Origin of the sequence: Methylorubrum sp. B1-46, from assembly GCF_021117295.1 — a bacterium.
Taxonomy (GTDB): domain Bacteria; phylum Pseudomonadota; class Alphaproteobacteria; order Rhizobiales; family Beijerinckiaceae; genus Methylobacterium.
In genome coordinates, this window is sequence record NZ_CP088247.1 from 792,501 (window position 1) to 819,477 (window position 26,977).

27 protein-coding genes (1 of these 27 running past the window's edge) are annotated in these 26,977 nt (G+C 70.8%); 22 read left to right on the forward strand and 5 right to left on the reverse strand.

Annotated features, from left to right (window positions below):
* The 13 genes from LPC10_RS03860 to LPC10_RS03920 all read left to right on the forward strand — a co-directional run.
* A protein-coding gene (locus LPC10_RS03860) for a caspase family protein (RefSeq protein ID WP_231345534.1) crosses the window boundary here: on the forward strand, positions 1–1,589 show its 3' portion. 526 nt of this gene lie to the left of the window's left edge; the window shows 1,589 of its 2,115 coding nt (coding positions 527–2,115); its start codon lies off the left edge, out of view; the stop codon is at positions 1,587–1,589.
* The gene (locus LPC10_RS03865) at positions 1,586–2,917 is read left to right on the forward strand and encodes a hypothetical protein (protein WP_231345535.1); all 1,332 of its coding nucleotides are present in this window, start codon (positions 1,586–1,588) and stop codon (positions 2,915–2,917) included. The genes LPC10_RS03860 and LPC10_RS03865 overlap by 4 nt, the downstream gene beginning before the upstream one ends.
* Before the next feature lie 107 nt (positions 2,918–3,024).
* Positions 3,025–4,119, forward strand: a complete 1,095-nt coding sequence (locus tag LPC10_RS03870) for a DUF4375 domain-containing protein (RefSeq protein ID WP_231345536.1) — start codon at positions 3,025–3,027, stop codon at positions 4,117–4,119.
* Positions 4,120–4,352: 233 nt separating this feature from the next.
* Positions 4,353–5,744: a hypothetical protein gene (locus LPC10_RS03875; RefSeq protein ID WP_231345537.1), complete on the forward strand. Its 1,392-nt coding sequence runs from the start codon at positions 4,353–4,355 to the stop codon at positions 5,742–5,744.
* Positions 5,741–6,256 carry a hypothetical protein gene (locus tag LPC10_RS03880; RefSeq protein WP_231345538.1) on the forward strand — a complete coding sequence of 172 codons (516 nt, stop codon included), beginning with the start codon at positions 5,741–5,743 and terminating at the stop codon, positions 6,254–6,256. Before LPC10_RS03875 ends, LPC10_RS03880 begins: the two co-directional genes overlap by 4 nt.
* A gap of 34 nt (positions 6,257–6,290) precedes the next feature.
* Complete coding sequence (locus LPC10_RS03885) at positions 6,291–7,490, forward strand: hypothetical protein (protein WP_231345539.1); 1,200 nt, start codon at positions 6,291–6,293, stop codon at positions 7,488–7,490.
* An 81-nt stretch (positions 7,491–7,571) separates the two neighbouring features.
* Positions 7,572–8,576: a serine protease gene (locus tag LPC10_RS03890; RefSeq protein ID WP_231345540.1), complete on the forward strand. Its 1,005-nt coding sequence runs from the start codon at positions 7,572–7,574 to the stop codon at positions 8,574–8,576.
* Between the two features lie 78 nt (positions 8,577–8,654).
* Complete coding sequence (locus LPC10_RS03895) at positions 8,655–8,912, forward strand: Arc family DNA-binding protein (protein ID WP_231345541.1); 258 nt, start codon at positions 8,655–8,657, stop codon at positions 8,910–8,912.
* On the forward strand, positions 8,909–9,334 hold the full coding sequence (locus LPC10_RS03900) for a type II toxin-antitoxin system VapC family toxin (RefSeq protein ID WP_231345542.1): 426 nt from the start codon (positions 8,909–8,911) through the stop codon (positions 9,332–9,334). The genes LPC10_RS03895 and LPC10_RS03900 overlap by 4 nt, the downstream gene beginning before the upstream one ends.
* Positions 9,335–9,470: 136 nt before the next feature.
* Positions 9,471–10,310: an OmpA family protein gene (locus LPC10_RS03905; protein WP_231345543.1), complete on the forward strand. Its 840-nt coding sequence runs from the start codon at positions 9,471–9,473 to the stop codon at positions 10,308–10,310.
* 50 nt (positions 10,311–10,360) lie between these two features.
* Positions 10,361–11,335 (forward strand): hypothetical protein, encoded by a 975-nt coding sequence (locus tag LPC10_RS03910; RefSeq protein WP_231345544.1) that lies wholly within the window; start codon positions 10,361–10,363, stop codon positions 11,333–11,335.
* 6 nt (positions 11,336–11,341) lie between these two features.
* Positions 11,342–11,695, forward strand: a complete 354-nt coding sequence (locus LPC10_RS03915) for a hypothetical protein (protein WP_231345545.1) — start codon at positions 11,342–11,344, stop codon at positions 11,693–11,695.
* Positions 11,692–12,693 carry a hypothetical protein gene (locus LPC10_RS03920; RefSeq protein ID WP_231345546.1) on the forward strand — a complete coding sequence of 334 codons (1,002 nt, stop codon included), beginning with the start codon at positions 11,692–11,694 and terminating at the stop codon, positions 12,691–12,693. Before LPC10_RS03915 ends, LPC10_RS03920 begins: the two co-directional genes overlap by 4 nt.
* Before the next feature lie 24 nt (positions 12,694–12,717).
* Here LPC10_RS03920 and LPC10_RS25530 read toward each other — a convergent pair whose 3' ends face one another.
* Positions 12,718–12,846, reverse strand: coding sequence for a hypothetical protein (locus tag LPC10_RS25530; RefSeq protein ID WP_255700732.1), 129 nt, complete (start codon positions 12,844–12,846; stop codon positions 12,718–12,720).
* Between the two features lie 37 nt (positions 12,847–12,883).
* Between LPC10_RS25530 and LPC10_RS03925 the strand changes: the two genes are divergently transcribed.
* The 8 genes from LPC10_RS03925 to LPC10_RS03960 all read left to right on the forward strand — a co-directional run bounded on the left by LPC10_RS03925 (position 12,884) and on the right by LPC10_RS03960 (position 21,727).
* Complete coding sequence (locus tag LPC10_RS03925) at positions 12,884–13,648, forward strand: hypothetical protein (RefSeq protein ID WP_231345547.1); 765 nt, start codon at positions 12,884–12,886, stop codon at positions 13,646–13,648.
* 82 nt (positions 13,649–13,730) lie between these two features.
* Positions 13,731–14,156, forward strand: a complete 426-nt coding sequence (locus LPC10_RS03930; protein WP_231345548.1) for a hypothetical protein — start codon at positions 13,731–13,733, stop codon at positions 14,154–14,156.
* A 133-nt stretch (positions 14,157–14,289) separates the two neighbouring features.
* Complete coding sequence (locus tag LPC10_RS03935; RefSeq protein WP_231345549.1) at positions 14,290–14,553, forward strand: hypothetical protein; 264 nt, start codon at positions 14,290–14,292, stop codon at positions 14,551–14,553.
* 38 nt (positions 14,554–14,591) lie between these two features.
* Positions 14,592–15,212 carry a hypothetical protein gene (locus LPC10_RS03940; protein ID WP_231345550.1) on the forward strand — a complete coding sequence of 207 codons (621 nt, stop codon included), beginning with the start codon at positions 14,592–14,594 and terminating at the stop codon, positions 15,210–15,212.
* A gap of 314 nt (positions 15,213–15,526) precedes the next feature.
* Complete coding sequence (locus LPC10_RS03945; protein ID WP_231345551.1) at positions 15,527–16,951, forward strand: hypothetical protein; 1,425 nt, start codon at positions 15,527–15,529, stop codon at positions 16,949–16,951.
* A 138-nt stretch (positions 16,952–17,089) separates the two neighbouring features.
* Entirely contained in the window at positions 17,090–19,405 is a 2,316-nt protein-coding gene (locus tag LPC10_RS03950; protein ID WP_231345552.1) for a Tex family protein, read from the forward strand.
* Between the two features lie 279 nt (positions 19,406–19,684).
* On the forward strand, positions 19,685–20,338 hold the full coding sequence (locus tag LPC10_RS03955; RefSeq protein ID WP_133089848.1) for an ABC transporter ATP-binding protein: 654 nt from the start codon (positions 19,685–19,687) through the stop codon (positions 20,336–20,338).
* Positions 20,339–20,482: 144 nt separating this feature from the next.
* Positions 20,483–21,727 (forward strand): capsule biosynthesis protein, encoded by a 1,245-nt coding sequence (locus tag LPC10_RS03960; protein WP_370644713.1) that lies wholly within the window; start codon positions 20,483–20,485, stop codon positions 21,725–21,727.
* 92 nt (positions 21,728–21,819) lie between these two features.
* On the opposite strand, the gene LPC10_RS03965 is transcribed toward LPC10_RS03960, so the two are convergent.
* Together LPC10_RS03965 and LPC10_RS03970 are read right to left on the reverse strand one after the other, a co-directional pair.
* Positions 21,820–22,524, reverse strand: coding sequence for a hypothetical protein (locus LPC10_RS03965; RefSeq protein ID WP_231345554.1), 705 nt, complete (start codon positions 22,522–22,524; stop codon positions 21,820–21,822).
* Positions 22,525–22,654: 130 nt separating this feature from the next.
* On the reverse strand, positions 22,655–22,963 hold the full coding sequence (locus LPC10_RS03970) for a hypothetical protein (RefSeq protein WP_231345555.1): 309 nt from the start codon (positions 22,961–22,963) through the stop codon (positions 22,655–22,657).
* 191 nt (positions 22,964–23,154) lie between these two features.
* On the opposite strand from LPC10_RS03970, the gene flhA reads away from it, so the two are divergent.
* Positions 23,155–25,299 (forward strand): flagellar biosynthesis protein FlhA, encoded by a 2,145-nt coding sequence (gene flhA / locus LPC10_RS03975; RefSeq protein WP_231345556.1) that lies wholly within the window; start codon positions 23,155–23,157, stop codon positions 25,297–25,299.
* A gap of 201 nt (positions 25,300–25,500) precedes the next feature.
* Here the strand turns inward: flhA and LPC10_RS03980 are convergent, their stop codons facing one another.
* Both LPC10_RS03980 and LPC10_RS03985 read right to left on the reverse strand, forming a co-directional pair.
* Positions 25,501–25,641, reverse strand: coding sequence for a hypothetical protein (locus LPC10_RS03980; RefSeq protein ID WP_231345557.1), 141 nt, complete (start codon positions 25,639–25,641; stop codon positions 25,501–25,503).
* A 223-nt stretch (positions 25,642–25,864) separates the two neighbouring features.
* Positions 25,865–26,917, reverse strand: a complete 1,053-nt coding sequence (locus LPC10_RS03985; RefSeq protein ID WP_231345558.1) for a lysylphosphatidylglycerol synthase domain-containing protein — start codon at positions 26,915–26,917, stop codon at positions 25,865–25,867.
* Between the last annotated feature and the right edge of the window lie 60 nt (positions 26,918–26,977).

Here is a 26,977-nt window from a genome sequence, read left to right on the forward strand (position 1 = left end):
AGATCGGCTCTGAGCGCCAGCTCGTGGTGATGGTCGATGCCTGCTTCACCGGCGAGACCGGCCGCAAGGGCGAGAGCCTGCTCGCTGTCTCGGCACCCGGCTTCGCGCCGGCCCGGCCGAAGGCGGAGAGCGGGATCGTGCGCCTCGTTGCCACCTCGGGCGCCACGCCCGCCAACTGGGACGAGCCGAACAAGCTCGGCCTGCTGACGAGCCGCTTTCTGATGGGCGTCTCGGGCCTCGCCGACGCCAAGGACGGACAAGGCAACAGCAACGGCAACGGCGACGGGCTGATCCAGTGGCCGGAGCTGAAGGGCTACCTGCGCCGCGAGGTCGAGGAGGCGGCGCGCCGCGCCTCGGGCCGGGAGCAGGTGCCGGAGATCGATGATGCGCCGATCGTGGTGAAGGCCTCGCTCCCCGTCCCGGCAGTAGCCGGCGGCGTCGCGGCGATCCGCGACGAGGCGGCTTGGCGCCGGGCGGAAAACCTCGGCACGCGCGAGGCGTTCGAGGCCTATGTCGGCACCTGCGGCGAGGCCTGTGCCTACCGCGCCCAGGCGATGGATCGCCTGCTCGCCGGCCGCAAGCGCGACGCGGCGGCGATCGACCAGGAGAACTGGGCGAAGTTCGGGGCGCAGCGGCAATACCAGGCCTATCTCGATTCCTGCGGCGAGACCTGCGCCTATCGCAGCCTCGCGGAGGGCTATCTCGGCGGCACGAACCCGAGCAGCGATCCGCGGGTGAAGCGCTGCGACGCGTTGGCCGCCGGCACCGATGATCCCGACCGGCCGAAAGGCGTGCCGGGGGTGAAGCTCGGACGGATCGAGGCGTCAGCCGCCATCGAGGCCTGCCGCGGGGCGTCCGCCGCCTACCCGCAATTGCGCCGCCTCGCCTACCAACTCGGCCGCGCCTACGACCGAGCCGACCGCTCCAAGGAGGCGTTCGCGGCCTACGACCGGGCGGCCAAGGCCGGCAGCGCCTCGGCGATGAACAATCTCGCCACGCTCTACGAGAACGGCCAGGGGGTGAAGCGCGGGCAGGCCGAGGCCTACCGCCTCTACCGGCAGGCCGGCGAGGCCGGGAACGTCGTGGCGCTCGCCAACGCCGCGCGGATGCTCGAATACGGCAACGGCATCCCCAAGAACGAGGCGGAGGCAGTCGCGCTCTACAAACGAGCGGTGGCGGGCGGCGACGTGCCCTCGATCTCGAAGCTGGTGCCGCACTACGCCACCGGCACCTACGGATTCCCGAAGGACCTGCGTCAGGGCTTCGACCTGTTCCGGCAGGCAGCGGACAAGGGCGATCCCGTCGCCATGGCGACGATGGCGACGCTGATCGACAACGGCTTCGGCCGCTACTTTCCCGGAACGCGCTCCGCCGACATGGTGCTGCGGGCGCTCAAGCGGGGCGAACTCGGCGCGGCCTCGGTCTCGGCGACCGACACGGCGGCGCAGAAGCTGAAGCCGGAGACGATCCGCACCGTGCAGCGGGCGGTCAAAGACGCGGACTACTATTCGGGCGCCCTCGACGGTCGCTTCAACCCGGTCTTCGTCCGCGCCCTTGATCAATACGCCCGATCGAACGAGGCGGAATGAGGCTCCTCCTCGCCGCCCTCCTGCTTCTCCCCGCGGTGGCCCGCGCCGATCCGACCACCGCCACGCTCAGCCCCTTCCTCGACGCGGTGGCGGCCTGCGCCGGTCGGCCCGACCTGACGCTCGCCGTGATCGGCGTCGAACCGGGCCAGACGGCGCTCTCGCGCGAGCAGGCCGAGGAAGTGCGCCTCGCGGTCGAGAGCCGGCTTCAGGCCACCGGCCGCGTGCGGCTCGCCCCCGCTGCCGACGTGGTGCGGATCAAGGGCCTGCGCGAAGGCACGACCGGATTGTCGGGGGCGGAGGCCGAGGCGCAGATCCGTGCAGCCTTCTCGGGCGATGCCAGCGTATTCCTGGTGGAACCGCGCCGGGCCGGCGAGACCGCGGCGCTGCGGCTCCAGGCGATCAGCCGCAATGCCGCCTGCAAGGCGACGAGCGAGCCCCTGATCCTGCCGATCCGCGTTGGGGCCGGCGTCGCCGACATCGACGCGGTGATGGAGGGTGCGGTGAAGGCCTTCGCGGGAGCGGCGCCGAACGCGGGCACCGTCGAGGTCTGCCCCTTCGTGGCCGAGGGCGGCCACTCGACCTGCGCCGGCGCGCTCACCGACCGCCTCGTCATCGCGCTGGACGCCGAGGCCCGCTCGGCCAACCGCATCCTGAAGGGGGCGCGCCTCGACGTGCGCCGCACGCCGCCCGGCACCGCCTGCGCCGGGGCGCTCACCGCGCGCGGACGCTTCCGCACCGATCAGAACCGGCAATCCTTCATGGAGCTGGAGTTCCAGCGCGACGGGGCGGTGCTGGCTCCGACCGGGCGGCGGCGGATCGGGATCGAGGGTCTCGGCTGTGACCCGACCCCGCGGCCCTTCCTCGACCATCTGGCAGCGACCGCCCGCACCGATGCCGGGCGCCTGACAGTCGCGGCCACCGCCACGCCGTTCTCAGCCGGGCAGCGCCTGGAGATGCGCATCGAGGCGCGCGCCCGGCAGAACCTCTATTGCTGGGTCGTGGCTCCCGACGAGACCGCCTTCGTCGCCCTGCCGGTGCGCGGCAACGCCGCCTCCGCTACGCCGCTGAAGGCCGGCGAGGCGAAGCGCTACCCGCGCGGCTACGGCCTCGACGAGATCGTGGCGGGTGAGCCGTTCGAGAACCTGTTCGCCTGTTTCGGCGTCGAGGGCGGCCTTCCGCCGGAACTCGCCGCGCGCTGGCTTGCGGCGGCGCCGGGCGCGGACGGCGAGGCGAAGCTGCTTCAGCCCCCCGATGTGCTCGATCTCCTGGACAAGATCCGCGCGACGCCCGGCGTGACCGAGGCCACCGCGCGGATCGTGGTGCGGTGATGCGGCATCACAGAAAAGGGGCCGGCATGGCGGATCATGCAAAGGGTCTGCATCGCACGGGAGCAGGATGGCCGCACCACCGTTCCGGACGCTACGGGATCTCCTTTTTGCGGCGGCGAGCCGGGGTCGTCGGTCTGATGATGGTCGGCCTCGTGACCGCCGCAACTTGTACGCCAGCCCTGAGCTGCGACCTCAACGCCCTCCGGCACTATCCGATGACCAAGGCGCTGGAGAACCGGGCGGTGCCGCTTCGGATGCCCGACCTGTTCTTCATGTCCGACAGGCGGCCGGATTTCGATCGCTTCTCCCTGGATGCGGCCGGGGCGGCCGAGATGCGAGCCGCCCTCGCGCGGGGATTGGCGACCTTCGCGCCCGCGGAGCGGCCCGTGCTGGTCCTGGCCGCGCTCGATCACTGGACAAGTGGCGCAACCGCCCTGAAAGGCTTTTTCGTCGGGTCCGACAGCGTCTTCCTCGAAGACGCTGTCCGGGCGCTCGATGCCGAGAGACTTCCCGCGCACGCCGCGCTGCTGCGCGAGGGCGCCGCCCTGTTCGGCCCGGATTACGGCGGCACCCAGGCCAAGCGTTACGCCCGCTGGAGCGACGGCCACGGCGAGATCCGCGACCCGGCGCTCGATGCCGCCCTGGACCGCCTGTCCGAGCGCTTCCGCGCCTTGCCGCGCCTCCTCGACGAGGCGGTGGCACGGATCGCCCGCGCACCGGACCTCACGGTGCTCTACGAGCCGCTGCGATCGGGCGCGGACGACGACGACCGCCTCGCCTACCTCACCGGTGGGCTCTGGACGTGCCTGAACCACTACGACGCGCCCGCTGCGGTCGCCGCCCGCCTCGCCGCGCTGCCGGCGGCCCATGCACGGATCATTGCGGTGCGCATTTTCGAGGCGGAGATGCTGAACGGCTCGGTGCACCAGGCCTTCTTCAACTCGTCGGGCGTCCTCGCCCCCGACATCGCCGCCGCCCTTCGCGCGATGAACCTGCCCAAGCACGCCGCCGCGGTCGAGCGCGGCATCGCACTGTTTCCGAAGCCGTATCCGCGCGACACCGAGGCCCGGCGGGCCTTCATGGCGCGGCAGAACGAGGCCTTCGATACGGCGCTCGGCGACCTGACCGGCGACGTGGATGACGGGGCGATGCACGCGGCGATGATCGCTACCGCCCGCGCGGCCGACATCCTGCCGAAGTGACAGCCGGAAGCGGCCGCCGCCGCTCGCGCCCCGTTCGTGCGCCGTGCAGCCCTGGCGTCGCGGGGCGCCGCGTGAATCTGCCACCGCGAGCCCGGATCGCGCTCTGGCCGGCCCATGCCGCAGGTGGGCCGCGCGCGGCAACCGGAGGGTGACGGATGGCCGGGCTCGGGATAACCATACGGCGAATCGAGGAATCGCAAGGGGTTGCAAGGCGCCCCGGCACCGGGAGGCGCATGACCGGCGGATACGACGAGCGGTGCGCGGCCGATCTGGCCGCCGTGTGCGACGGACGCGACCTCTCGCGTGAGGATCGCGCCTGGCTCGCCCGGGTCGTCACCGGCGCCGTGCGCCCGAACCGCGACAAGCCGCTCTGGGACCTCGCCCACGCACTCGCCGCCCTGGCCGGCGCGACGGGCGCCGTCAGTGGACGCGACCTCGTCACCCTCGCGCTCGATCCTGGACTCGCGACCGGCCGCACCGTGGAGGCGCGCTTTTCCGGAACACGCGCCGCCGATGCCCGTGGCCCGGTGCTCGACGAGGCGTGGCGCACGAGTTGGGCCGGGCTCGCGCGGCTGCTGGCGCTCGCAGAGTTCGTACTGACGGCCGAGGATCTGGCGCAGTTTTCCGCCGTCACCGGCTGGCTCGACGATCTCGCATCCGCCCCCGATGCGGAGGGCGCCGCGTTTCTGGCAAAGCGCCTCGCCCGGCATCTGACCGTCTACCGCAACGCTCACCTGCCGCTGGCGCCGCTGGAGCGCCGCTTCCGCGCGATCCTCGGCTTCCTCAAAGGCCGCAAGGACTTCGGCGACGACGACATCCTCGCCTTCTGGCGCACCGAGATGGAGACGGGCGAGCGGCCGGGCTTCCGCACAATCGCCGAGCATTTCGTGACCTTCGAGGCGGGGGCCCATCTCGTCGGCGGGCTGGACGGGCTGTCCGCCCCCGTCTCCCTCGACGCGCATGCGGGCTGGGAGGAGCGGCTCGACGCCGCGCTCGGCGACCTCGCCGCCTCCGAACCGGCCGAGACGCTCGCGGCCCTGCTCGCCGACTGGCCGGAGGGCCCGAAAATCCTCACCGGCGCCGAGCGCGAAGACCTCACCGACTTCCTGCGCCTCGAACCCTTCCACCGCACCCGTCCGCTGACGACGCTTAGGGCCGCGAGCTTCGGGCGGGTGCAATCGGGCATCGCCAATCGCCTGCGCCGGGGCGGCGGCGGCGCCGAGGTCGCCGAGCGGGCGACCTGCACGGATGCCGAGAGCTACGCGACCCTGCAGGAGCGGGCTGTCGCGCTCGCGGCCCATCTCGCCCGGATGCTGCGCATCGCGGCGGCCCTGCGCATCGCCGAGCGCGACGGCCTCGCCCCCGAAACGCGCGCCGCTTTGGAGGCGGCGGAGGCGGATCTGCGCCGGGTGCGCCGGGCCGGCTTCGAGGATCGCACCGCCCTTGCCGCGGGTTTCGCCGCCGCGGAGACGGCGCTCCTGCGCCTCGCCGAGGAGGCCGGCCGGCTGGAACGGGCGCTCGCAGGCCTCGCCCGTCAACGTCCGCTCGATACGGCCTTCGCGGCCGATCGGTCCGTCTTCGCGGGCGCCTTCGCGGCGGCCTATGCCGGGGAGGCCGCCGCGTGAGCGACGAGGCCCGATTGCTCGCCGAGCTCCACGCCGCCCGCGCCCTGATGCGGGTGCCCGTTTCCCAACCCGGTCAGGCCGCCCGGCCGCGCCACGCGGCCCTCTGGGCGCATGCCAACCGGGAGCCTGGAAGCCCGGTCGATCTGACGGTCGTCCGGGCGATCCGCTCCGATCCCGAGACCGCCCGGCGCTACCGCACGCTGCTCGGCGCGCAATCGCTCGCCCACACACCGCTGGCGGCGGCAGCTTCGGACGGTGCGCTGACCCAGCGCCGGGTCGGCCCGTTCGAGCTGGAAATCTTGGAGGGCACGCCCCCGCTCCTGATCCTGCGCGGACCGGACGCGCCGATGCCTCGGCGGATCGAGGCTTGGCTCGGCGACGAGGCGGTGCGGCTCGAACTCGGCGCACCGGTCGACGGTGCGATCCTGCTCGCCCTCGATCCGGCCGTAGCCGAGGCCGACCGGCTCGGACGGATGCTGCGCGACCCCGCCTGCGCGGTGTTCCTGTTGTGAGAAAACGAACCGCGCCCCAGCGAAACACGCGCGCATGACCGGGCCTTCGATCCTCGTCGTCATCCCGACCACAGGCGGGCCGCTCCGTCTGCGGTCGCTGAACCCGCGCCCCGGACTGCCGGCGTCGGCCGCCTTCGCCGACGGCGACTACCGCCCCCTGCCCTGGTCCGGCGACTATGCCCGGCTCTGCGCGCCCGGCGGGCCCGTCGCCCGGCTCGGCGGCGAGGCCGGTGCGCCGCACGAGCTGCGCCTGTCCGGTTCGTTCGATGCCGGCCGCTCCTGGGAGGTGCCGGTCTGCCTCGCCCACGGCCTCTCCGCGCGCGGCGCCCGCTTCGTCGGCGAGCCGGCGCAGGCCGACCTGATCCTCTGGGCGACCGGCGCGGTCGATCGCGATCTTACCCTGGTCCCCGGCGACTACGCGCTCCTCGACAAGATCGAGCGCTCCGGCGCCCTGCTCGCCGAGGCGCCGGATGTGCCGCTCGCGATTCTGCTGCCGGAAGGGCCAGAGCGAGGGGAGGCCGAGGCGGCCTTCCGCGCCCTCGGCCGATCCGGAGCCTTGCGGATCCTGCAGGCCGAAACTGTGCCGGCCGCCGTGGACGCGTTGACCCGGCCAAAAGGCGCGGATCGGCCGAAGCCGCACAGACGTGGGCGGCGTCTCGTCCTGACGGCGGGCGCCGTCACAGCGGCCTGCCTCGTCGGCTTTATCGGATTCATAGCCCTAAACGCCCGGCAGCCCCCCGTCATCGGCTCGGCGAGCGATCCCGCCACCGGCAGCGCCTCGGCCGAACCCGCACGCAGGGCGGAGACCGACCCGCCCGCCCCGCCTGCGGTGGACGAGCCGACGCCGAAAAAGCCGACCGCGATCCGCGTCGAGGAATTGCGGGCGCCGCCCGGCTCGTCCTGCCGCCGCGTGGCCTTCGGCGCCGACGCGCCCGAGCGCCGCCCCGTCGCGCCGGAGGGCGGCGACCGCCTTGCCCCGACCCGGCTCGGGCCCGACCTGTGCGGACTCGCCATCGCGGCGGCACCGGGCCTGCGGCTCGAGATCGGGCCGGAGTTGCGCGCCGCCGCCCTGCCTCCGGTGCGGCTCGACGACGGGGCGCAGGGCTTCTTCCTCCGCGAGGGCGGCCGGCAGAACCTCGTCTACGCGGTCCAAGCCCTACCGGAAGCCGCAGCCGGGCTGGAGGCGGGCGCGTCTCCGCCGGGCGCGCGGCTCATCCACGCCCTGACGCGCTGATGGGCGCATAGTCCGCAGGTTGTGATTTTTGACCCAGCCATCCGGGCCGTGCATACGACCCGGACGGGAAGGAGGGAGACGATGACCCCGATTCGCCGCAGATGCCGGCCCGCGAGGGTCGCCGCCTGCCTGCTGCTCAGCCCCTTTGCGGCCGACGCCGCGCGCGCGCAGAGCATCGGCTTCGACCCCGCCGATTACGGCCGGGCGCAGTTGCCTCTGCGCCAAACGACCGGCGACGCGGCGGCCTATGTCGATCAGAACAAGGGCGCCTTCGAGCCGATCAGCGAACTCGACCCGAAGGACGGGCTCGCCGCCCTGGCCCGGCCGATCGGCCGCGTCGACATCGTCCTGCGCAACGCCCGCACCGGCCAGCAGGTCGGCGCCTCCTGCACCGGCGCGCTGCTGCCTGGCGACTACGTGCTGACCAACCACCACTGTCTGCCGCAATCGGGCGATCTGACCCCGGTCAAGGCGTCGATCCTGATGGATTACCTGACGCTCGACGGCAAAGGCGCGCGCCGCTTCGAGATCGACCCGAAGCCGGTCGAGTTCGACGCCCGCCTCGATTACGCGCTCGCCCGCGTCGCCGGGAACCCGGGCGCCGCCTACGGCACCGTCCGCCTCTCGGGCGAGGCCGTGCCGGGCAACCGTTCGATGCTAGTGATCCACCACCCCCTCGGGCGGCCGAAGGTGATGAGCCGCTTCCGCTGCTTCGCGATGAAGGATCAGGCCGAGGGGCCGGATCTGCGCCACCGCTGCGATACGCTGGGCGGCTCCTCCGGCTCGCTGATGTTCGATGCCTCCGTGGCTGGCATCGCCCTGCACAAGGAGGGCGGGCTCGACCCTAAGGACCCATCGAGCTTCAACAAGGCCACGCGTCTCTCGGCGATCCTCGGCCGCAGCCGCATCCTGTCCGAGATTGCCGCCGCCCAGGGCCGCCCGGTCGCCGCCGCGGCACCCGCCGGGGATGCGCCGACGACGGTGGGGGCGGCGCCCTCCCCCACACCCGCCCGCTCGCCCGCCGCCTCGCCCGCTGGCGGACCACTCGACCCGGCCGGCATGAACGCGATCCTGCGTGGGCGCTGAAGAGGCCACACGGTGAGGTTGCGATATGATGGCATTCGTCTAGACTGATGGCATTCCAATCGTTCGAACGGAGTGCAGATGGCGTCGATTACCATCCGCAACGTGCCCGACGAGGTGCATCGCGCCCTGCGCATCCGTGCCGCGCAGCACGGGCGCAGCACCGAAGCCGAAATCCGCGCCATCCTGGAACAGGCGGCCAAGCCGGCCGGCCGGATGAAGCTCGGCTCGCTCCTGTCCTCCATCGCCCGCGACGCCGGCGGCCTGACCGAGGCGGAAGCCGATGCCTTCGATCGGTTTCGCGACAGGGCGCCGGCCGAACCGATGCGGTTCGAGTGATCGTCCTCGACACCAACGTCCTGTCCGAGCTGTGGCGGGCCACGCCCGATCCCGGCGTGCTGACCTGGGTCGATGCGCAGGCGGTCGAGACCCTCTACCTCACCGCCGTCACGGTCGCAGAACTCCGCTTCGGCTTGGCTACGATGCCGGCGGACAAACGGCGCGACATCTTTCGCGATCGGCTGGAGCGCGAAGTGCTTCCGGCCTTCGCGGGCCGCGTGCTGCCGTTCGATCTCGACGCGTCGCGCCACTACGCCGCCTTCATGGCGCGCGCCCGCGCCGCGGGGAAGGCCATCGGCATGGCGGACGGCACCATCGCCGCCACCGCCGCGGTTCGGGGCTTCATCGTCGCGACACGGGATACCGGTCCATTCGAAGCAACCGGGATCGGCGTGATCAATCCCTGGCGAACCGCGGGTTGAAACGGGACGTCAGGGATCGGTCGCGCGGTCGCTGAACAACGTTTTTTCGTGAGCAGGCGGCGAAAGCCCGTCTGCGAGGTCCAGGGATGCGTGGGACGGGGCCGCGGCAAGGCCCATCAAACGGAGACGATCGGCCATGGGGGCACTCGGAAGAGAACGCGAGCGGCGCGCACACAGAGCCGCCGGGATCGCATCGGCCCGGTCGTCGCGCCTGGGCCTCCTGCTGGCGGCGGGCCTCGTCCTCACCCTCGCGCCCGCCCGCGCCAACCCGCTCACCCAAGTGCCGGGCACGCGCCCGCCCGCCGCCGAAGCGGAGGCGCCGCCGGCCCGCGACGAGGCGACGGAGCGGGCCGAGGCCGGGGCCGTGAACCCCTCGGCCAACGCGATCATCCGCTCGCTCGCCCCCTTCGCCGACGGCAATCCAGGCCGGCCCGCCGCACCGGTCGCGGTGTCCCCCGGCGACGGCGGTCCGAGCCTGCGGGTCGATCCCGCCCGCTCGGTCGATCTCACCGTGTTCTTCGCCTACGACAGCGCCCGCCTGACGCCCGAGGCGCAGGTTCAGCTCGAACCGCTGGGCAAGGCGTTGCAGGCCCGCGAACTCGCCGGCCACGGCTTCCTCATCGCCGGGCACACCGATGCCGCGGGCGGGCTCGGCTACAACCGGCGCCTGTCGCTCGCCCGCGCCCGCAGCCTGAAGGCCCATCTCGTCGAGACCTACGGCATCGATCCGCGCCGCCTGCGCATCCACGGCTGGGGGCCTGTCCGCCCCAAGGATCCGTCCCAGCCCTTCGCGCGGATCAACCGGCGGGTCGAGGTGAGCCTGATCGCGCCCGCGCCGAGCGGTGCCCTGCGCTTCGTTCTGCCGGCCTCCGAGCGAACTTGCGCGGCCGAGCCCCTCGGCGATCCCCGCCGGCAGGTGCCGCTCGACCTCGACGATTTCGGCGCAGCGCCGACGCCGCTGCCCTGCACCGACTGAACCTCCCAACGCCCAATCCGGCCTACGAACCGACAGACAGGATGTTTCCGATGCTGCGCGCCCGCACCCGAACAGGGGTTACGACTTTCGCCGCCCTCACCCTCATCGGCGGCGCGCTCCTCGGCCTCGCCGCGCCGGCGCAGGCCCAGACCCGGCCCAACATCGTGGTGATGGGCGAGGATGCCGACGAGGATTCCGTGCCCCGCGGCAACCGCATCTTCCAGCGGGTCATCGCCGAACTCTCGGAGACGATGAACCTGCGCGGCTACAACGTCTATGACGAGACGGCGGTGGCGATGGGGATCACCCAGGCCAACCGGGTCCGCCGCCGCGACGCCGAGTTGATCGAGGTCGCCCGCGCGGTTCAGAACCCGCCGCTCGACGTGGTGGCGGTGTTCCAAGTCTACGCCTCGGCCTCGAAATCGGCCTATTCCGACATCGTTCGGCCGGAGGTGCGCATCCCCGGTCGGCTCCTCAACGTGCGCACCGGGCAGTCGCTCGGCGCCTTCGAGGTGGCGGGGCTGCAGCTTCCCCCCCTGCCCCAGGGCTGCGACCGGGAATGCCTGCTGGAGCGGGTCGGCGCGGAGGCCAAGAGCATCGCCGCCGACGTGGCGGGCGCGCTCACATCCAAGCTCGACGGCGTGATCGCCCCCCGCCGCTCCGCCGATGCCAGCGCGCCCCCGGCCGCGTTGCCGAACGCCTTGTCCGGTGCCGAGCCTCCGCCCCCCGCCGCGGCCGGCGGAGAATCCTGCGGCGGCCTGCCGACGGCCTACGTCGTGCGCCTCACCGGCTTCTCGCCGCAGGAGGTGCAGGCGGCCGAGGAGTACATGGCCGCCTTCCGCTGCTACGAGCATCACCGCCCGGTGCGCTCGGGCGGGGCCACCGCCGAGTACTGGTACGAGACCCGCTCGGATTCCGCGCGGCTCGGCCGCAACTTGCGGCTGATGCTGGAGCATATGAGCGCGCCGGGGCAGGTCCAGTTCTCCGGCAACACCTTCGTCGTCAGCCGCGTCGCCACCCGCTGAGCCCCGGTGTCGGACACAGCCGACGCTGCCGCGCAGGTGGGCTGGGGGCGGGCCGGAGCCTTGGTCGATCGCGTCGCCACCGAGGCGGCGATCCCGGCGCGGACCGTTGCCCACGCTCGCAGCCTCATCTCCCACGCCACCGGGTGCTGGCCGGCGCCCGAGGCCGTCCAGCCCGGCTACTGGCCGACGCTCTGCCTGACCTGGCCGGCCCTCGAAATCGAAATCCACGACGACCGGTTCGAACTCTACCGATTCGGGCCGGGCGCGACGCAGATCCGCGAATGGCGCTGCGGCCCGGATGCCCCCGCAGCCGATACCCTCGACGCTCTTCTGCACGCCGCCTTCGGAGAGACCGCATGACCGATCGCAACCCGCTGCGCCGCTTCCTCACCCGCCTCCGTCCCGGCCGATGGGCTCGGCAGGGCCTGCTCGCCGGGCTGATGTCGGCCGTGACGGCCAGTTCCGCGCCGGTCCTCGCGGCCGAACCGGTCTTTCCGCCCGCCGGCTCGCTCGGCCTCGCGCCGCCGCCCGGCATGACGCCGGCGGCGAGCTTTTCCGGCTTCGAGCACCGCTCCGGCGCCTCGATCGTCCTCGTCGAGATGCCGCCGGAAGCCTGGGACCAGATCAACGGGAAGTTCACGCCCGAGGCCCTGGCGCCGTCCGGCTTCCGGGTGAAGGGCGAGCGCGCGCCGTTGAGCACGGCGGGCGGGGACGGCTTCGTCCTGCGCGGAAAGCAGGACGCCAACGGCCTCACCTACACCAAGTGGGTCGCCGTGGTGCGCGGCGCCGCCGGCACCGGTCTCGTCACCGTCCAGGTGCCCGAGACGGCCGCCAAGCAGGTACCGGCCCCAACGGTCGAGGCGGCTCTGCGCACGATCGCGTTCCGGCCCAAGGCGAGTCTCGCCGATCAGGTCGCGGCCCTGCCCTTCACCGTCGGCGACACCGCCGGCTTCCGCCCGATGGGGGTGTTCGCCGGCAACGGCCTCATCCTGACCGAGGGGCCGAAGGACGTCGATCCCGAACGCGAGCAGCCGGTGGTGATCGTCACGCCCTCGCTCGGGCAGGCGCCGGTGCCGGCGGGGGCAGAAGCCGCTTATGCCCGACGGCTCTTTACGGCGCAGAAGGATCTGACGAACGTCGCGGTCACCGACGAGGCGCGCAGCACCCGGGGCGACGCCGTCGTGGTCCGCCTGCGCGGGACCGGCACCGATACCAAGACCGGACGCACGCTCGGCATGACCCAGACGACGGTGTTCGACAGCGGACGCACCCTGCGGGTGATCGGCTTCGCCGATGCCGGGCGCGCCGACGCCCTGGCCCGCGCCGAGCGCGTCGCCGCCTCGGTCGCCCTGCGCTGAGCCTTCGATCCGAGCCCGTCGCCGTCAGTGCCGGCAGGCGCCGTCCCGCCACGCCCCGCCGGCATCGAGGCAGGCATCCTGCGCCAGCACATCCCACAGGTGCCAGCCGGCCGCCGCCGAGAGAACGGCCAGCGCCGCCACGATCCACCCCATGATCCCCGTTCGCATTGTCCGGACCGAGAGCGCTCCCGTGACCCATCCTCACTCTATGCCCCGACTGGGCCGCCGGTCACCCGGCCTGATCCTGTTGGCGCTTCTCGCCGCCACCGCAACCGTGCGGGCGCAGGATCGGGGACCGCCCGCCAAGAACGAGTGCCGGCGCACGCCCTCGTTCTCGGAGGGGCCAGAGCTCGGCTTCGGGCGGGTCGTTGCGGCGGGCCGCACCGCCTTCGTCAAGGACGGGCTGGCGCAGGACGGCTGCCCCGATGGTACCACCGAATGCCGCGAGCGGGCCTATCTGGTGGCCGGGGATCCCGTGATCCTGGGAGAGCGGCGCGGCGGCTACGTCTGCGCCAGCTATCGCGGCGCCAAGGGCGATCTGGCGCGGACCGGCTGGCTTCCGGCTGAGGCGGTGGCGAGCGAAGCGACGGCCCCCGTCGCCCTCGACGACTGGCTCGGCACCTGGACCCAGGCGGAGGGGCGCATCCAGGTGAAGCGAGGCGACAAGCCCGGCACGCTCTCCGTCGCCGGCGACGCGACCTGGGGCATCGGCGATCCCGAGCGGGTAAAGCGCGGCGGCGTCCATCTCGGCGAGATCTCCGGCACGGTCACGCCCACGGGCGACGGCGCCAGCTTCGCCATGGGCGAGAACGCCACCCTGCCGGTCGCGAAGGGCGGCGCGGACGATTGCAAGGTCTGGCTCCGGCGCCTCGGCCCCTGGCTCGTGGTGGAGGACAACCTCGCCTGCGGTGGCATGAACGTCACCTTTCGCGGCGTCTACCGGCGCGAGCCGTGACGGTGACGCGGGACATGATGGGGTACGCGCGCGGGGCGCTCCGCCACCCCGGCTGCCGGTCACGGCGGGAGGAGGACTTCTCATGATCGGACGCGCGCACGCCGCTGCGCTCGCCGTGCTGTCGGCCCTCGCCGCCTGCACCCCGGCGTCGACGACGATGACCCCAGCGGCGGTCGAGGCCTTTCTCGAAGCGCCCCTGCCGCCCGGCCGCCGCGACCTGAAGACCTACACCGAGGCGGGAATCGACCGCTTGCTGCTGCTGCACCTCGACGCGCCGGTGGCGGAGGCCGACGCCTTCGCCGCGCGCCTCGTGCCAGGAGGCCTCGAAGCCGGAGCCGATCCGGGACTCGGCCCCCTCGGCACGGCCTTCGACGGTTGGATCGCGGCGCCCCCGGAGGGAAGCGTCGGCGGCGAAACCCTGGTCGATGGTCGGCGGGCGGTGAAGGTCATCGTCGCCCCGGCCGCGCCCGGCTGGCGGCGGGTCTGGGTCGCGAGCTTCACCCTGTGAGCCGCAACCGCTGCCACTCGCGCAACGGCAGACGCCGGTCCGAGGACGGCCGGACGGGCAACGAGATCGGGTGCAAGAGCGCATCATGGATGGACATGGACAAATACCGGACCGGCCGCGACGGAGCCGGCGCATGATGCTCGCCGGGACCGTCCTCGTCTGGACCCCGGCCCTGCTGTTCGCGCTCGGCTTCGCGCTGGCCCACCTCACCGGCTGCCGGGTGGATGAGGGAAGCGCCCATCCCTGCCTTGTCGCGGGCATCGATATCGGCCGCCTGCTCTACACCCTCATGATGATGGGATGGTTCGTCATCCTAATGCTGCCCTTCATGCTGCTGACGCTAGTGATCTGGCTCGGCATCGGCCTGCGGGCGCTTGTCGGCGCGTGGTTCCCATGAGGCGGATGCCGCACCCTCGCTTCGAGAGACGATCGACCGTGACGCGTCGCAGGCGGTCGATCTTGGGCCTTGCCCGCCGCCTCCTCGCGCTTCCCGCGTTCCTTCCCCTCTGCCTTCTCGTTTGTCTTGGCGGCGCTCGGGCGCAGGGGATCGGCTTTGCCGCCGAGCGCGCCTTCCCCGTGGCGGGCGCCTGCTACGGCCGAAGCTACGACGCGGATCATCTCGCCCGCCATCCGGGGCAGGTGGTGAGCGCGATCCATCTCTCGGGCTCGTCCCGCGGCCTGATCGGGCTGCGGCCGGAGGCCGGGCGGATCGATCCGGAGCTCGGTCTGACGCTGCGCATCGCCTTCACCGACGGCGGACGGGCCGAGGGCGCGGTCGGCTGCGTCGAGTTCGGCGGACGCTTCCGCCGCTGCGGACGCGGCGCGAGCTGCGCCGGCAGCTTCGCCGTTGATCGCCTGCCCGACGGCAGGCTCAGGATCGTCAACGACGACGCGGATTCGCGCATCTCCCAGCCCGTGGTGGGCGAGCCCGGCTTCAGCCCGGATGCGGTGTGCCGGGGCAAGGGCCGGTTCGTGCCGCCGGATGCGCAGAACCGCATCTTTCTGCTCACCCGCCTGCCCCTCTCCGCCTGCGGGCCCGAGCGGACCGGAGATTGACCATGCGCCTCAGGCCTCGCGACGTATCCCCCACTGCCTTCGTGTTGCCGCGGCTGCTGACGTCCCGGTCCCGAGAGGCAGAACCATGGATCCGAGAGCTGTGCCGCGGCGCCCGTGGCGCAATGGCAGCGGCACGTGCCGCTGGTTTCCCCACGCGAGGGTGGCACCCTTGCCCGGCCACGCGGACGAGCCTGCGCGCCGCCAGGGCAACGATCGTCCATTCCGGCGCAAGAACCGCGTCGAGCAGCGCCGCCTGGGCCGCCATCTCTGCACGGTCTGGGACGAGGAAGACTCTCGTCGCCGGCCTCATCCTGATGGCCGCGCCCGCCCTCGCTCAGAATGCCGGTGCGGGTGTCCGCGGAGAGTTCGAGCAGGTTCGCACGCGCAGCGCCGAGATCGATGTGCGCTCGCTGGGCGAGACGGCACCGGGTGAGCCCGATGCCGGGCAGCCGGACCCGCGCTTGCCCTTCGCCTCCACGCCCGATCTGCGGCAGGCGACCGTGGATCGGCATCTGCGCACCGTGCGCGCGACCAATCCGATTGCGGCGGCCGAGGCCGGCCGGGAACTGGCAAAGTACGATTACGACACCATCTTCCGCAGCTTCCTCGACGGTACCGGCCTCGACCCGGCGGATGCGGGCGACGTGCTCACCGCCTTCGTCGTCCTGCAATGGATGGTCGCCAACGATGCGACCATGGAGCCGAGCCCGCCGGCGCTCCGGGCGATCCGCCGCCGCTTCGTGCTGCCGATGGCGGCCAGGCCGCCGCTGTCGCAGCCCGCGAACCGGGCCGCCTTCGCCGAGCAGATCAAGCTGCGCTCGGTGCTGCACCATGCGGGCTGGAAGGCGGCGCGGCAGCTCGGCGTCATGCCCCGTTTCCTCGCCACCCTCTCGAACGAGTTCATTCCCGCCGCCAAGCTGCAGGCGCTGGCGCTGACCGAGGACGGGCTGGTGCCCAAGGTGCGGAGGGCGGGGCCGGCGGGCACCCGGCTTTCGCGCGACCCGCAAGCGCCATCCCCGCCGAAGGCCTCGACGGACGTTGCCACGCCTGCCGATCCTCGGACGGCAACGCCGCCCTCTCCCGCAGCGATGGCGGACGCTTCGTCTCCATCACGCCACGCCGCGAACTGGGACGCGGTTGAGGGGGTGTATTTCCGCTCCACCACCGGTATCGGCGTCGGCGGCATGGTAACGATCGATTTCGAGCCGCTGATCTTCCTGCAGGACGGCACATTCTACGAAATCGGCGACACCGCGCTCGAAGACGTCGATCTCGCCACCGAGCGGGCAGCAAAGCCGCGGCGCTTCGGCCGCTGGACCCGCAAGGGTCAAGAATTCGTGCTGACGGATTGGCGGGGCAACGCGAACGACTACAAGCTCGGCGACGGCAGCTTCTTTCGGGCCTTCCCGGCCGAAGCGGGCGAGCGCGTAACGCGTTCCTACCGGCGCCTGTCGGGGGGCGGCAACAGCGCCATGGGCGGCGACGTCGCGGTCGCGGTCGAGAGCCGCTATGATTTCAAGGCCGATGGGCGCTACGGGCGCGGCGGCTCGGTCGGCGCGATCAATTCCGGGGCGAGCACCGGCGTCGGCACCGCACTCGGCCGGCGCCGCGCGCCCGAGGGCGGTCAGTACCGCCTCGATCGCCACACCCTCACCCTGACCGGTGCGGACGGGCACAGCCGGCGCCTGTTCTTCGCCTTCAGCGCGCAGAAGGACCCGCCGAGATCGACCGCGACATGATCTTCATCGGCGACAGCGTGTTCTCCTCCGACGACTGAGCAACGCTCCGAAGCGCGGGCACCGCTTGCGCCGCCTCGCCCGATCGGAGAAGGACGGCCGCTCCGATCTTCCCCGCCACCGCGACCGAGGCCCGATCCCGTGAAGAGCGTGAACCTGCTGATCGCCGAGGAACTCGGTGCGCGCGAGGGACAGGTGGCGGCAGCCGTGGACCTGCTCGACGGTGGCTACACCGTCCCGTTCATCGCCCGCTACCGCAAGGAGGCCACCGGCTCGCTCGACGACGCGCAGCTTCGCACCCTTGAGGAGCGGCTGGGCTACCTGCGGGAATTGCGCGACCGGCGCGCCAGCATCACCGAGAGCATCCGCGCCCAGGGCAAGCTGACGCCGGACCTTGCCGCCGCCCTCGCGAGCGCCGACACCAAGGCGCGGCTGGAAGACATCTACCTGCCGTTCCGCCCGAAGCGCCGCAGCAAGGCGCAGACCGCCCGCGAAGCCGGTCTCGCGCCGCTGGCCGAGACCCTGCTCGCCCGGCCGGAGACGGTGCCGGAACGGGCCGCGCAGGGTTTCGTCGATGCGGGCAAGGGCATCGAGACGGCCGAGGCGGCCCTGGAGGGCGCCTGGGCGATCCTGATCGAGCGGTTCGCCGAGGATGCCGACCTGATCGGCCGCCTGCGCGAGGATGTCTGGCGCGGCGGCGAGGCGGTGTCGAAGGTGCGCAATGGCAAGGAGACGGCGGGCCAGAAATTCTCCGATTATTTCGACTGGCGAGAGCGCCTGGAGCGCATGCCATCTCACCGGGTGCTGGCCCTGTTCCGCGGCGAGAAGGAGGAGGTGCTCGACCTCGCCTTGACCGTCGAAGGTGAGGACTCCCCGGCCGGCATGCCTGGGCCGTTCGAACTCGCGATCTGCCGCCGGTTCGGCGTCGCATCCAGGGGCCGGCCGGCGGATGCGTGGCTGCTCGAGACTGTCCGCACCGCATGGCGCACCAAGATCCGCACCGGCATCAAGGCGGATCTGCGCGCCCGCCTGTTTGAGCGGGCCGAGGAGGCGGCGGTGAAAGTGTTCGCCGGCAACCTCAAGGATCTGCTGCTCGCCGCCCCCGCTGGCGGGCGTGCGACCCTCGGGCTCGATCCCGGCTACCGCAACGGCGTGAAGGCGGCGGTGGTGGACCGCACCGGCAAGGTGGTGGCGGTCGAGACCACCTACCCGCACGAACCGCAGCGGCGCTGGAAGGAGGCGGTGGCCTCGCTCTCCCGGCTCTGCTGCCAGCACGGCGTCGAGCTGATTGCCATCGGCAACGGCACCGCCTCGCGCGAGACCGACCGGCTCGCCACCGAGATCCTCTCCGCCAACGCCGATCTGAAGATGGCCAAGGTCACGGTGTCGGAGGCCGGCGCCTCGGTCTACTCCGCCTCGGCCATCGCCACCCGCGAGTTGCCGGACCTCGACGTGTCGCATCGCGGCGCCGTCTCCATCGCCCGGCGCCTGCAGGACCCGCTGGCCGAACTGGTGAAGATCGACCCGAAATCCATCGGCGTCGGCCAGTACCAGCACGACATCACCGAGCAGAAGCTGTCGCGCTCTCTCGAAGCGGTGGTGGAGGATGCGGTGAATGCCGTCGGCGTGGACGTGAACACGGCATCCGGCCCGTTGCTGGCGCAGGTCTCGGGCCTCGGCGCGTCGGTTGCGGAAAAAATCGTCACCCACCGCGACACCAACGGCCCGTTCCGCACCCGCGCCGGGCTGAAGAAGGTGCCGGGTCTGGGCGCCAAGACCTTCGAGCTCGCGGCGGGCTTCCTGCGCATCCCCGACGGCGAGGACCCGCTCGACCGCTCCGGCGTCCACCCGGAAGCCTATCCGGTAGTGCGCCGCATTCTGGAAGCGACGAAGAGCGACATCCGGGTTCTAATCGGCAACAGCGCCGCTTTGCGTCAGCTCTCCCCCGCTGCCTTCGCCGACGAGCGCTTCGGCGTGCCGACCGTGCGCGACATCATCGCCGAGTTGGAAAAGCCGGGCCGCGACCCGCGCCCGGCCTTCAGGACGGCGAGCTTCCAAGAGGGCGTCGAGACCATCGGCGACCTCAGACCCGGCATGCAGTTGGAGGGTGTCGTCACCAACGTCGCGGCCTTCGGTGCCTTCGTCGACATCGGCGTGCACCAGGACGGGCTCGTCCACATCTCGGCCATGGCCCGCAAGCGGATCGCCTCGCCCTCCGAGGTGGTGAAGACTGGTGACGTCGTGCGGGTGCTGGTGCTCGCCGTCGATGTCCCGCGCAAGCGCATCTCGCTCTCGATGCGGCTTGACGATTCGATCGAGGGAGCGTCGGCTCCGCGCGCCGCCCCCCGCTCCGAGGCGCAGCCCCGGCGTCCCGCCCCGGCTGCTCCACCACCACAGGACGGCGCCCTCGCCGAGGCGCTGCGGCGGGCCGGCATGTCGCCGCCTAAGCGCTCCTGATCGACGCGCGAAGGAAATGCACACGCGCGCGCGGACGTCTCCGCGGAGGCGCTCCAGGCCCGTCGTCAACCGATCAGGCGAGCGCGGGGGCGCCCCGTCCGCGCGGGTGAAAGCGGCCGTCCCCAGATTCGCCGCTTTTTCACGCTTCCTGCCGTGCCATCATGCGGAAGCCGCCCGCGACCGAGCGCCGACCCTTGCCGGTCATGCGGAGGACAATCGGCGCGCATATCCCCTGCAGCGGGCCGGCCCGCATCGTCGGCCGGCGGAGCTTATCGAACCGTGATCCGCTTCGAGAACGTCACCAAGGTCTATTCCACCTACGGGCGGCGGCGCACCATCCTCGACCGGGTGAACTTCACCCTGAAGCCCGGCATCAGCTACGGCATCATGGGGATCAACGGGGCCGGCAAATCGACCACGATGAAGCTCATCGCCGGCGTCGAAGAGCCGACCCGAGGCCGCATTTCCCGCGGCCTTCGCGTCTCGTGGCCGCTCGGCTTCGCCGGCGGCTTCAACTACAAGATGACGGGCCGGGATAACGTCATCTTCGTCGCCCGCATTTACGGGGAAGATCCGCGCCGCGTGCTCGAATTCGTGGAGGATTTCTCCGAACTCGGCAGCTATCTGAACATGCCGGTCAGCACCTATTCCTCCGGCATGGGCTCCCGCCTCGCCTTCGGGATGAGCATGGCGATCCCGTTCGACACCTACCTCATCGACGAAACGCTGTCGGTGGGCGACGCGCGCTTTCAGAAGCGCTGCGCCGACGTGTTCAACAAAAGGCGCGAGACCGCCGACGTGATCCTGATCTCCCACAGCATGGAGCAGATCCGCGAGTATTGCAGCCAAGCCCTGATCCTGATCAACGGGCAGGCCGTGGTCTACGACGACGTCGACGAGGCGATCACGGCCTATCGCCGCCTGAACAGTTGAGGAATCGCTCGGCCTCGCCTCGGCCGGTCTCGTTGGCTCGGACACGCTTTCGCCGCGAGGGCAGGCCAGAGACCGATGCGTGCGAACTGCCGCGGCGCCCTGCCGCCGCGCAGCGGATCGCTGGGGCGTGCGAGCACCGACACCATGAGCACCGAGATCACCAATCCGGGCAGCGCCCCGCTGACCACCGCCGATCGCTCGACCGCTGTCGCGGAATCGCTCAAGCGCTTCGCCCGCATCGCGCGGCAGTCGGACCACAAGAAGGGCATTCGCGCCTACCAGACGCATATCCGGCGCGATCCCTGGATCCCCGCCCTCTTCCTGGCCCTGTTCCTGCTGCCGACGCTCGTCACCGCCGGCTACTTCTATCTCATCGCCTCGGACCGCTTCGTCACCGAGGCGCGCTTCGCTCTGCGGCCGGCGCTCGGCAACGTCGACAAGGTGCAGAACGAAGAGACCGGCAACAACAGCTCGATGTCCAAGCAGATGGTCGCTCAGGACACGCTCATCACGACGAGCTACATCGCCAGTCGGCAGATGGTCGAGGCCATGGAGCGGCAGATGCCGCTGCGGGAAATGTTCTCGCGCGACGGCATCGACTACTTCTCGCGCTTCGATGCAGACGAGCCGATCGAGAAGTTCATGCGCTACTGGCATAAGCGCGTGTCGACCAAGGTCGAATCCAATGGTGGCATCATCACCCTGTATGTCGCCGCCTTCGACCCGGAGGAATCCTACCGGCTCGCCCGCGCCCTGATGGACGAGAGCGAGCGCACGGTGAACGAACTCAGCGTGAGGGCCCGCAATGCCGCCCTGGCCGAGAGCACGCGCGAACTCAAGAATGCCGAGGCGCGCCTGCACGCCGTGCAGCGCGCCATGCGTGACCTGCGCAACCGCGCCGGTGTGCTGGATGCGCAGGCGGTCAGCAAAAACAATCTCACGGTCATCGCGGAGCTACGCAAGAAGCGCATCGATCTCTCGATTCAGCTCAACCAGAGCCTGCGCGATCTCGCGCCCGAGCGGCGCCAGATCCAGGACCTGAAGGCGCAGATCCAGGACCTCGACGACAACATCGAGAAGATCGAACGGCAGATGACCAGCACCGATCCGGAGCAGCGGCGCCTGCTGTCGGAGGCGATGACGGAGTTCGAGGGGCTGGAGAACGAGCGCAAGAATGCGCTGCTCTATTACAACAAGGTGCTCGCCGCGAGCGAGCAGGCGCGCATCATCGCCAACCGCCAGATCGAGTTCTTCACGCCGGTGGTGAACCCGGTGGTCCCGGTCTCGGCGATCGAGCCGCGCCGGCACCTCATCACCAGCATCGTCGCGCTGGTGGCGATGGCGGTGTTCGGCCTCAGCGTTTTGATCCGGAAATATCTCTACAGCTGATCGCCCCGCTTCAGAGTGCCTCACAAAACTCCCGCTCACTGACCGTTCTCACTCTGGCGAGGACAGCGCGGCGGGAGTTTTGTGAGAGACACTCAGGCGATCTCGCTCGGCGGACGCCGGGTCGGGTGCGGCGCCGTGGGATCGGCCGGCGTGGCCCGCTCCGGCATCAGGGCCGGCTCGGGCTCCGGTGCGGGCGTTCCGGTCGCGGCGGGCGCCCCCGCGGTGCCGCCGGTCCATCCTTGCGCCCGCCAGCCCTCGGCGCGCTCATCGAGATCGATGGCCCCGCCGCGCTGCATCAGTGCGATGACACGGTCGGCAATCTCGCCATCCGCTCGCACGGTGACCAAAGTCCCGCCACGGCGGATCCCTTCGGCGTAGGTCTCGGCATCGGCCCCGCTCAGGCCCGCGCCGGTCAGGGCACCGATCAGCCCGCCCGCGGCCGCTCCGACACCGGCCCCCGACAGGGTCGCGACGAGCCATCCCGCCGCGATTACCGGACCGGCTCCGGGAATCGCGAGGAGGCCGAGGCTCGCAAGCAGCCCGGTGCCGCCGCCGAGCACGGTGCCGACGGTGGCACCCGCGCCCGCCCCTTCCGCCGCCGAACTCTCGTGCCCGCCGGATACGGCCGTCGGCTCACCAGTCGACGGGGTCGATACCGCGCCCGCCGTCCGATCGGCGGCGTTTAGGGACACGATGCCGATATCCGTCTGCGGCACGCCCGCCGCCTCGATGCGGTCGATGACGCGGGCGGCGTCTTCCTGGCTGTCGAACAGGGCGGTGACGGCGCGTGCGGCCATGATCGTTCCTCTCGTTTGTCTCTAGCGTCGGCCGTTGCAACCGGCGCTTTAGAGTGCCTCACAAAACTCCCGATCACCGTCCGTTCTCGCTCTGTAGACGACTGAGCAGCGGGGGTTTTGTGAGAGACACCTACTCAGCGGCGACTTCGCCGCGATAATCCATGCCGACGCTCAGCGTGCGACCGGCATGCTGGGCCCGCCCGCGCCAGATGCCCTGACCGTCGAGATGCAGGTCGGCGACTTCGGGAAATCCCATCTCGGCAAGTCGGGCCCGCACCTGCGCGGCGGTGAAGCTGTTGGCACCGGGCTCGAGCCGCTGGCCCACCGCTCCGTGCGCCCGCTCCGCCGGGGCGAGCGCCGGAGAAACGGGCTCCGATGCCGCCAGGGCCGAGCCCGGCACCGCGAGGGCGAGGAAGAGAAGCGGAAGGGCGCGCATCATCAGGACGGGTCACCGGGCTCGTCGGCGGGGTCCGGAGCCGAGCGCCGGACCGATTGCCTGACCAAACCCCGTGGCCGATCGAGGTTCCGCGCGCTCCGGCGTTAACGCCTCGCTAACCCTGAACCCGGCAAATCCTGCCGGGTGCGGTCGCGCGGGTGGGCCGCGCGATTCGTCTTCGGGGATTCGGCGCGATGAGCGAAGCGGCCAAGGCCGTTCCAGCGGGAGCAGGCGGGCTCGGCGGCTTCGCGGCGCTGCGTATGCCGGACCGGTCGAGCCTGCAGGCTCTGTCGAAGCGCTCGGACCTGTTCTTCGCCACCGCGGTGATGGGCATCCTCGTGGTGCTGATCTTCCCGCTGCCGGCGTTCCTGCTCGACCTGCTGCTCGCCGTCTCGATCATCCTCTCCGTGCTGATCATGATGACGGGGCTGTTCATCGACAACCCGCTCGAATTCACGGTCTTCCCGACGCTCCTCTTGGTCGCGACGCTGCTGCGGCTGGCGCTCAACCTCGCCTCGACCCGGCTGATCCTCGGCCATGGCCACGAGGGCACGGCGGCGGCCGGCCACGTCATCGAGGCCTTCGGGCACTTCGTGATGGGCGGCAACTTCGTGATCGGGATCATCGTCTTCGCGATCCTGATCATCGTGAACTTCGTCGTCATCACCAAGGGCTCGGGCCGCATCGCCGAAGTGGCGGCCCGCTTCACCCTCGACGCCATGCCCGGCAAGCAGATGGCCATCGACGCCGACCTCTCGGCCGGGCTCATCGACGAGAAGGTGGCCAAGGCCCGGCGCTCGGCGTTGGAGGAGGAATCCTCGTTCTTCGGCGCCATGGACGGCGCCTCGAAATTCGTGCGCGGCGACGCGGTGGCCGCGCTCCTCATCACCTTCATCAACGTGGTCGGCGGCATCATCATCGGCGTCGCCCAACAGGGGCTCGGCTTCGCCGAGGCCGCCAAGACCTACACCCTGCTCACCATCGGCGACGGGTTGGCCTCTCAGGTCCCGGCCCTGATCGTCTCGACGGCCGCCGGCATCCTCGTCTCGAAGGCCGGTGTGAAGGGCTCGGCCGACAAGGCCCTCGGCAAGCAGATGGCGAACTACCCCAAGGCCCTCGGCATGTCGGCCGGCGTCATGTTCCTGATCGCCCTCCTGCCCGGCATGCCGATGTTGCCCTTCCTCGCGCTCGGCGGTGCCTCCGGCTACGCCGCGTGGCGCATCGCCAAGACGCAGCGCGAGAACCCGCCCACGCCGGCCGAGGGCACGCCCGGCGCCGCTGCCGCCGCCGGCGCGGTGCCTGCGGAGGAGACCGTCACCGACCTGCTCAAGCTCGACGACCTCAAGCTGGAGATGGGCTACGCGTTGCTGGCCCTCGTCAACGGCGAGGGCCAGGACCGGCTCACGGACCAGATCAAGGCCCTGCGCCGGCAGCTCGCCTCGGAGCTCGGCATCGTGATGCCCTCGGTGCGCATCCTCGACAACGTGAGCCTCGAAGCCAACACCTACGTGGTGCGAGTGAAGGAAATCGAGGCAGGCACCGGCCAAGTCTTCCCCGGCCAGTTCATGGCGATGGACCCGATGGGCGGGCAGGTGCAGCTTCCCGGCCAGCACCTCTTGGAGCCGACCTTCGGCCTGCCGGCGACCTGGGTCGATGCGGGCCTGCGGGATCAGGCCCAGCTCAAGGGCTACACCGTGGTCGATGCGGCCACCGTGATCTCGACCCACCTGACCGAACTGATCAAGGCTCACGTCTCGGAACTGCTCAACCACGTCGAGGTGCAGAAGCTCCTGCGCGAACTGCCCAAGGAGCACACCGAACTCCTCAAGGAAGTGGTGCCCGCGCAGATCGCCACCACCGGCATCCAGCGGGTGCTGCAATTGCTGTTGGCGGAACGAGTCTCGGTGCGCGACCTCGGCTCCATCGTCGAGGGCATCGCCGAGGTCGCGGGCCACCTGAAGAATCCGCGCGACATCGTCGAGCATGTCCGCGCCCGCCTCGGCCGGCAGATCTGCGCACAGTACCAGGGACCGGACGGAACGCTGCCGATCATCACCCTGTCGCCGGCCTGGGAGCAGGCCTTCCTCGAATCGATCGTCGGCGAGCGCGAGGAACGCTACCTCGCGATGCAACCCTCGAAGCTCACCGAATTCGTCAACACGGTGCGCGACCGCTTCGAGCAGGCGGCGCGGATGGGCGAGATGCCGGTACTCGTCACCTCGGTCCAGGCCCGACCGTTCGTTCGCTCGATCATTGAGCGATTCCGCCGCGAGACCCCGGTGATGAGCCAGGCGGAGATTCATTCCCGCGCCCGCTTGCGGACGGTCGGCTCCGTGTGACGGCGTGAGGTCGGACTGAACGCCGGCTCCAAATCGGGAGATGACGAAAGCCGTCTCGAGGTGGTGCCGCATGCAAAAGAGCCGAGCCCACCCTTCAGCAAAGGGCGGGCTCGGCTCTTTTGCGTTGATTTGTTCTCGGAGAGCGGGATCGAGCATCCTGCCTTCGAACGCAGCGAAGGTTCGCCTTCGCTCAACGGCAGGTCAAGCGTGCCCCTCGATAGCACGCAGAACGGCAACCATCTCGTCGGCCTGCGAACGCGTGAGCCCGCGGCTGATGATCGTGCCGTTGCGGCAGATCGAGCAGGTGCCGTCCTCGGCAACCCGTATCTTGATCGAGGCCATGATATCCATCCGGGGGCAAGACGCCCCCAATCCGGCGAAGCTTAACCGTTCCTGAAAGGGCGGCAAGCCCGCGTGTCCCGCTCATCCACTGAGGCGGCGTGACGTAGGGATTCGCCCTTCGTACGTCACTGCGACAAAGTGCGCATGGAAGTCGGACCTATGAAACGCGAACGGCGACCGCCCCGAAAGGCGATCGCCGTCCACATCTGTCGAGAAGGGTCGATCAGACCGCCTTCTTCTCCAGCCGCTCCTCGATGACGTGGTTGTCGAGGCCCGGCGCCACCAGCGGCGGCTCCGGTGGCGTCTTGGCATCCTTGCCGAGCGCGTTCGAGAGGCGCGAGCGCTCGAACAAAAGCACCACGACGATCGCCACGGCAAAGGGGATGAGCAGGTAGAAAAGGCGGAAGATCAGCACCGCGGCCAGCACCGGGGCCTTCTCGGCATCGGTCTGGAGCTGCATGGCGGTGAAGAACACGAGTTCGAACACACCGAGGCCGCCCGGCGCATGCGAGGCCAGAGCGACCGAGAACGAGGCGAGGAAGATGCCGAGCACCGCGATGAAGCCGGGATTCAGGGCATCCGGCAGGGCGAAGTAGATGATGCCGGCGGCACCGAGCAGCTCGAGCGGCGCCGCGATGAGCTGGCGCACCATGATGCCGGGGCGGGGATACTCGACCTTGAAGTTGCGGATCGTCAGCGGTCGGAAGCGCAGCACCGAACCGATGACGTAGAGCGCGACGAAGGCGAGCAGACCGAAGCCGACGAGCCGGGAGGTCGCGGGGTTGGTGAGCGCGGCGGGCAGAAGGTTGTCGAGCCGGGACAGCAGGCCCGGATCGTAGACCAGCACGAAGCCACCGAGCAGGATCGTGCCGAGACCGAAGGTGAAGGAGCAGAGCGCCACCAGCACGGCGACCTGCGCCGCCGAAAGCCCCTTCGAGGTGTAGGCCCGGTAACGAACCAGGGCGCCGGAGAAGACCGAGGCGCCGATATTGTGGGACAGCGCGTAGGTCGTGAACGAGCACACCGAAACGAACAGCCACGAGATGTGGCGTACGCCCAGATGCAGCAGCGCGATCCGGTCGTACCAAGCGAGCGCGGCGTAGGCGACGAGCGTGGAGATGGCCGCAAGCAGGAAGTGGTGGAGCGGGATGGCGGCGAAGGCTGCCTCGATGCTCGCCCAGGATAGGGTCTTCAACTCACCCCAGAGCAGGTAGCAGGATACCGCCACCGCGGCGAGGCCGACCAGGCCCCAGACGATTTCACTGACTTTTTTCATGGATGCCGGCCGCCTCTCTCGGGAGCGGTCTCTCCTGCGCTACGACCGCGCGCGCCGCAA